The organism is Streptomyces sp. NPDC058525 (genome assembly GCF_042719495.1).
Taxonomy (GTDB): domain Bacteria; phylum Actinomycetota; class Actinomycetes; order Streptomycetales; family Streptomycetaceae; genus Streptomyces.
Window position 1 is genome coordinate 1 of record NZ_JBHXNP010000194.1, and the last position, 5,258, is coordinate 5,258.

Annotated in this window: 5 protein-coding genes and 2 pseudogenes; 3 read left to right on the forward strand and 4 right to left on the reverse strand. The window is 73.3% G+C overall.

The features are described 5' to 3' along the window. Positions 1-91 precede the first annotated feature (91 nt). Positions 92-256: pseudogene (locus ACFWP3_RS41430) on the forward strand (molybdopterin-dependent oxidoreductase); the annotation flags it as partial. Continuing rightward, the gene (locus tag ACFWP3_RS41435; RefSeq protein WP_384232086.1) at positions 256-660 is read left to right on the forward strand and encodes a hypothetical protein; all 405 of its coding nucleotides are present in this window, start codon (positions 256-258) and stop codon (positions 658-660) included. The pseudogene ACFWP3_RS41430 and the gene ACFWP3_RS41435, both read left to right, overlap by 1 nt. 107 nt (positions 661-767) lie before the next feature. Here the strand turns inward: ACFWP3_RS41435 and ACFWP3_RS41440 are convergent, their stop codons facing one another. The 4 genes from ACFWP3_RS41440 to ACFWP3_RS41455 all read right to left on the reverse strand — a co-directional run bounded on the left by ACFWP3_RS41440 (position 768) and on the right by ACFWP3_RS41455 (position 4,215). Further along, positions 768-1,427 (reverse strand): class I SAM-dependent methyltransferase, encoded by a 660-nt coding sequence (locus ACFWP3_RS41440; protein ID WP_384232088.1) that lies wholly within the window; start codon positions 1,425-1,427, stop codon positions 768-770. After that, the gene (locus ACFWP3_RS41445) at positions 1,424-2,044 is read right to left on the reverse strand and encodes a DUF2064 domain-containing protein (protein WP_384232090.1); all 621 of its coding nucleotides are present in this window, start codon (positions 2,042-2,044) and stop codon (positions 1,424-1,426) included. Before ACFWP3_RS41445 ends, ACFWP3_RS41440 begins: the two co-directional genes overlap by 4 nt. Further along, positions 2,041-2,754 (reverse strand): glycosyltransferase family 2 protein, encoded by a 714-nt coding sequence (locus tag ACFWP3_RS41450; protein WP_384232091.1) that lies wholly within the window; start codon positions 2,752-2,754, stop codon positions 2,041-2,043. Before ACFWP3_RS41450 ends, ACFWP3_RS41445 begins: the two co-directional genes overlap by 4 nt. Before the next feature lie 396 nt (positions 2,755-3,150). After that, on the reverse strand, positions 3,151-4,215 hold the full coding sequence (locus ACFWP3_RS41455; protein ID WP_384232093.1) for an NAD-dependent epimerase/dehydratase family protein: 1,065 nt from the start codon (positions 4,213-4,215) through the stop codon (positions 3,151-3,153). 364 nt (positions 4,216-4,579) lie between these two features. Between ACFWP3_RS41455 and ACFWP3_RS41460 the strand changes: the two are divergent. Further along, positions 4,580-5,258: pseudogene (locus tag ACFWP3_RS41460) on the forward strand (hypothetical protein); the annotation flags it as partial.

A 5,258-nucleotide genomic window follows, 5' to 3' on the forward strand; every position in this document is an offset into this window, starting at 1 on the left:
CGTACCAGGAGCGGGTGGAGCCAAATCAACTTCTTACACCCCGTGGAGCCACTTCACGTTCCCACCCTGGAGCCCAAAGAAGTGCTTACAGACAGAGATGGGTCGGCTCTACGCCCAGGACCCGCTCACCCTGCTGGCGTTGCGTCTGAACGGTGAGGTGCTGTCCCTCGACCACGGCTATCCAGCGCGGATCATCGCTCCGAACCGGCCCGGTGTGCTCCAGACCAAGTGGGTCGGCCGGCTGGAGGTCGCGTGATGGGTTTCCGATACGTGACGGGCGCAGTCGGGCTGGTGTGCGCGGCCTGGGGCGGATGGCTGCTGCTGCGGCAGCCCGAGCCGTGGCGGATCGCCGTGTGGCTGGGGGCGGTGGTGCTGGCGCACGACGGCTTCGTCGCGCCGCTCGTGCTCGCCATCGCCGCCCTGAGCGCCGCCGCGGGCCTGCGCCTGCGCGGGGTGCCGCGTGCGGCTCTGATCGTCGCGGGCTCCCTGACCGCGATCGCGCTTCCCCCGCTCCTGCGCCCCGACGGGGTGGCCAACGCGACCGTGCTGCCTCTCGACTACCTGCGCAACTGGCTGCTGGCCATGGGGGCCGTCGCACTGTTCACCGCCGCACACGCAGCCCTGCGTGCCCTGACACGCCGGATTGGCCGCCGGGCCTGACGACGCGCCTCACGACGCACCTCACGATGCGTCTCACGACGGAGAACCGCCCGGGTGGAATCCGCACTGCGCGGACTTCACCCGGGCGGTTCTCTGTGGCGTGCCTGTCAGTGGGTCAGGTGCACGAAGTGCCGGCCGGCCGCCTGCCAGGTGTCGTACGGGGTCCAGCCCGCGGCCTTCGCCTCGGAGCACAGGGCGCGGGTGCCCAGCCGGGCCCACCAGAAGCAGGCCCCGCGGCCGCCGGTGCCGTCCTCGACGTAGACCTCGACGCGTTCGTCGATGTCCGCGGCCGCCACTTCCACGAGGAGGGAGCCGCCGGGCGCGGTCAATTCGGTGGCCCGGCGCAGCAGAGCGCCGGGGTCGCCGCCGATGCCGATGTTGCCGTCCATGAGCAGGACCGTGCCCCAACCGCCCTCCCGGGGAAGCGGGGCGAAGACGGACCGGCACAGGGCGCTGCCGCCGGCCCGGACGGTACGGGCCACCGCCTCCGGGGTGACGTCCACACCCAGTGAGGTGTGTCCGCGTCCGGCGAGCGCGGCGACCAGGCGGCCCGGTCCGCAGCCGATGTCGAGGACGTGACCGGTACATCGGGACAGCACGGTGTCGTCGGCCGCGTCGGGCTCGGCGCACCACCGCTCGACTTCGAGGGGGAGCAGCCAGCCGTCGTGACGCCGGAGGTACAGCGGGCCCTGGCCGGCGCGCAGGGCGTCGGCGTACGGGTCGGCCTGCCAGGCACGCGCGGCGGGCTCGGTGAGCTGTGCGGTCATCGTGTCACCGCGCACAGGCCGGAGTGCATTGCGGCGAAGCGGGTCCGCGGTGCGGCCGCGGCGACCCGCTCCGCATCGGCCGGGGTGTCCACGTCGCAGAGTTCGGGCAGATCGTGCACGGCCAACCCCGCGTCGGACAGCCGCTGCCTCTGGACCCTCCCGGTGTGAGCCACGGACATGGGGACTCCGAGCAGGAGGGCCGGGTCGGGTTCGGCCAGGCCGAGCGCCCAGAACCCGCCGTCCTCGGCGGGCCCGAACCATGCGTCCGCCTCGGTGAAGTCGAGCCCGAGCGCGAGGAGGCCGGGGGTGACCTGCGGGGTGTCCATGCCGATCAGCAGGGCCGGTCCTTCGGCCAGGGCGAATGCGGCGGCCAGCCGGACGTCCAGGCCGCCCGCGCACTGGGGGACGACCTCGATGCCGGCAGGGACCCAGGGCCCCGGCTGCCCGTCGAGGACCAGGACGCGCCGGCGGGCAGGCGCGGCCAGGACAGCGGCGAGGGTGTCCTGCAGTGCGGCGCCCGCCAGGTCCGCGGCCTGCTGCGGGGTGAACTGCGGGGTCAGACGCGTTTTCACCCGCCCGGGGACGGGGGCCTTGGCGATGACGAGCAGGGTGCTCATGCGGAGATCCCCTCGGCCGGAGCGGGCCGGTCAACGGGTGGCTCGGCCAGGACGCGGCGCATGTCGCGGACGGCGTTCAAGGTGCCCCGCCAGGTCCCGGTGACCTTGGACTTCCCGGAACGTGGCAGGTAGGGGATGTCCGTCTCGGCCACCCGCCAGCCCGCGTCGGCGGCGTGCACGACCATCTGGAGCGGGTATCCGCTGCGCCGGTCGGTCAACTCCAGGCCGAGCAGCGCCTCGCGGCGCGCCACCCGCATCGGGCCGAGGTCGTGCAGCCGCAACCCGGTGCGGCGGCGCAGCATCCGGGCCAGGGCGATGTTCCCTGCCCGCGCGTGGGCGGGCCAGGCGCCGCGCCCCTGGGGACGGCGGCGGCCGAGCAGCAGGTCGACCTCGCCGGCGGCGACCCGTGCGGCCATGGGAGCGAGCAGGCCGGGGTCCATGGAAGCGTCGCAGTCGCAGAAGCAGACGAGCTCGGCGCGGGCGGCGAGCAGTCCGGTGTGGCAGGCGGCGCCGAAACCGCGCCGGGCCTCGTGTACGACGGTGGCGCCGAGAGAGCGGGCGATGTCCGCCGAGCCGTCGGTGGAGCCGTTGTCGACCACGATGGCCCGCCAGCCGGACGGCACCCGCGCCAATACCCAGGGCAGCGCCTCGGCCTCGTCGAGGCAGGGGAGTACGAGGTCCGCGCGGGGCGGACGAGCAGAAGGAGTCACCCTCCACACCGTAGGAACAGGAAGGGGCAGAAGGGCGCCCGAAGACCTTACGAAACGCGGACAGCGCACCGCGCGGCGACAGGCGCGCGGTCCTGGTGGCGCGGCACGGTGTCTCCCTGGGGACCGGCTGGCGGGGTCGCAGCCGTGAACCCTGGCCTCGGGCGCGGGGCGGGGACTGGCCGTCGTCAGAGGCATCGCCGAAGCCCACTCCGGACACACCGACGTCCACAGCTCTTGCCCGCGGGTCCGCTTCGAACCGCCCCTCCCGCCCCGCGAAAGCCCCTCCGGCCGGATTGGTCGAGCCCGCGCGCACATCGGACCGCAACCGCGTGCGGGCCGGCCGATGACGCCATCGACCGGCCCACCCCGTGTCCCCGTCGGGATTCGCGTCAGACCTCAGCCGACGGCGCCCGCCGAGGCCCGCTGACCTGACCGGGCGAACTCGACCATCCCGTCGCCGAAGCCGACCTCCGGACGCCAGCCCAGTTCTTCGCGCAGCCTGGCGGAGTCGGCGGTGATGTGCCGTACGTCGCCCAGGCGGAACTCGCCGGTCACCACCGGCGCGGGACCGCCGTACGCCAAGGCGAGAGCCGACGCCATCTCGCCGACCGTATGCGGTTCGCCGCTGCCGGTGTTGTAGGCGGTCAGCATCCCGGAGGCCGTGCCCCTGGCGGTCTCCAGGGCCACGACGTTCGCCGAGGCCACGTCCCTCACATGGACGAAGTCCCTCCGCTGCGCGCCGTCCTCGAAGACCCGGGGGGCTTCGCCCCGGGCCAGTGCGGAGCGGAAGTACGAGGCCACCCCGGCATAGGGGGTGTCGCGGGGCATGCCCGGCCCGTACACGTTGTGGTAGCGCAGCGAGACCGCGCGCCCTTCGACGCAGCGGGCCCAGGCCGCCGCGAGGTGCTCCTGGGCCAGCTTCGTCGTCGCGTAGACGTTCCGCGGATCGGTCGGCGCGTCCTCGCCGACCAGGCCCGGAGCCAGCTCGGCGCCGCAGTCGGGACATCGGGGCTCGAAACTGCCCGCCCTGAGCGCCTCGGTCAGCCGCGGGCCGGGCCGGACCGTTCCGTGCCGCTCACAGGTGTAGCGGCCCTCTCCGTAGACCACCATCGAGCCGGCGAGCACGAGCGCGCGGACCCCGGCGGCCGCCATCTCCGCCAGCAGCACCGCTGTCCCCAGGTCGTTGCAGCCGACGTACGCGGGCGCGTCGGTGAAGTCCTTCCCGAGGCCGACCATCGCCGCCTGGTGGCATACCGCGTCCACCCCGCGCAATGCCGTCCGTACCGCGTCGGCGTCCCGAACGTCGGCTCGGACGAACTCCGCGTCGGGCAGCGGTGGGGTGTCGGGGTGGGCGGCGGGCAGCAGGGCGTCGAGCACGACGGGGTCGTGCCCGCGGTCGTTGAGGGCGGTGACGATGTGGGAGCCGATGAACCCGGCCCCTCCGGTGACGAGTACGCGCATGCCCCGGACGCTACGCAGTGCCGGGCATCGGGGGAGTGTCCCACGCCTGGACGTAAGACTTCGGTCACACGGGAGCCGGTGGCACCCGGATGCCGCGACGCCCCCACATCCTCTGTCCCTTTAGCCCGGGAGAGTTGACCCGGGTCCACCACGGCCCATCACACAGCGCCGATCGGCGGCGTCGTAGGCAGGATGAGCGTGGCGCGACGCCCAGCCGCCCTGCGAACCGCACGAGGAGGCGAAGCCGGGGCCTGCTGCCGCGCCCGCCGGGCGCCGTCCGAGCGGCGGGCCGACACGTGGATCGGCCGGGCTCCATGAACGCCCGTCCGACGGGCGGCAGAAGAAGGTACGCGTTCCCGCGCGTATGCGCCTGCTGCTGGACGCCGGCCCGCCACCGGGCCCGTCCCGGCCGGACTTTTGGCTCAGCCCCCTGCGGGGGGCCGTGGCTGACGGCCGTGCTCGGTCTGGTCCTGCTGTTCGGGATCAGCGTCCTGTTCGTGACCGGACTGCTGTCCTACGCGGCCTACAACCCCGACCTGGACCCGGTCAACGACCAGACCCCCGGCAAGGGACTGCTCGGGTTCTACCTGTTCACCTGGCCCACCTCGCCGTACTGGGCCTACCGGCTCAACCAAGGAGTCCATGTCACGCTCGGGATCGTGCTGGTCCCGGTCCTGCTCGCCAAGCTGTGGTCGGTGATTCCCAAACTGTTCGCGTGGCCACCGGTCCGCTCGGTCGGTCACGCACTGGAACGGCTGTCCCTCCTGCTGCTGGTGGGAGGAGCCGGGTTCGAGTTCGTCACCGGGATCCTCCGGACCCGGTAGCCGGTCCGGGCCAGGCGGCCGCTGCGGGCCAACCGGACCCTACCGGTCTGGCGTCACCTCGGCCCGCACTGCCCACCATCACCCGCCGAGGGGCGGTCCTGATGGTCGGCGCGGGATCGGCGGCCCTCTTGGCCGTGACGGTGGGGCAGAACATCGGCGGCTGGCCTAGGGTCTGTTGTGAAAGTGCTGGTCACAGCCACTCGTTGATGGCTGCGACCA

Excerpts from the sequence above, each read along its gene's own strand:
- ACFWP3_RS41435 (WP_384232086.1), top strand. The coding sequence starts at position 256 with ATGGGTTTCCGATACGTGACGGGCGCAGTCGGGCTGGTGTGCGCGGCC.
- ACFWP3_RS41440 (WP_384232088.1), bottom strand. The coding sequence starts at position 1,427 with ATGACCGCACAGCTCACCGAGCCCGCCGCGCGTGCCTGGCAGGCCGAC.
- ACFWP3_RS41445 (WP_384232090.1), bottom strand. The coding sequence starts at position 2,044 with ATGAGCACCCTGCTCGTCATCGCCAAGGCCCCCGTCCCCGGGCGGGTG.
- ACFWP3_RS41455 (WP_384232093.1), bottom strand. The coding sequence starts at position 4,215 with ATGCGCGTACTCGTCACCGGAGGGGCCGGGTTCATCGGCTCCCACATC.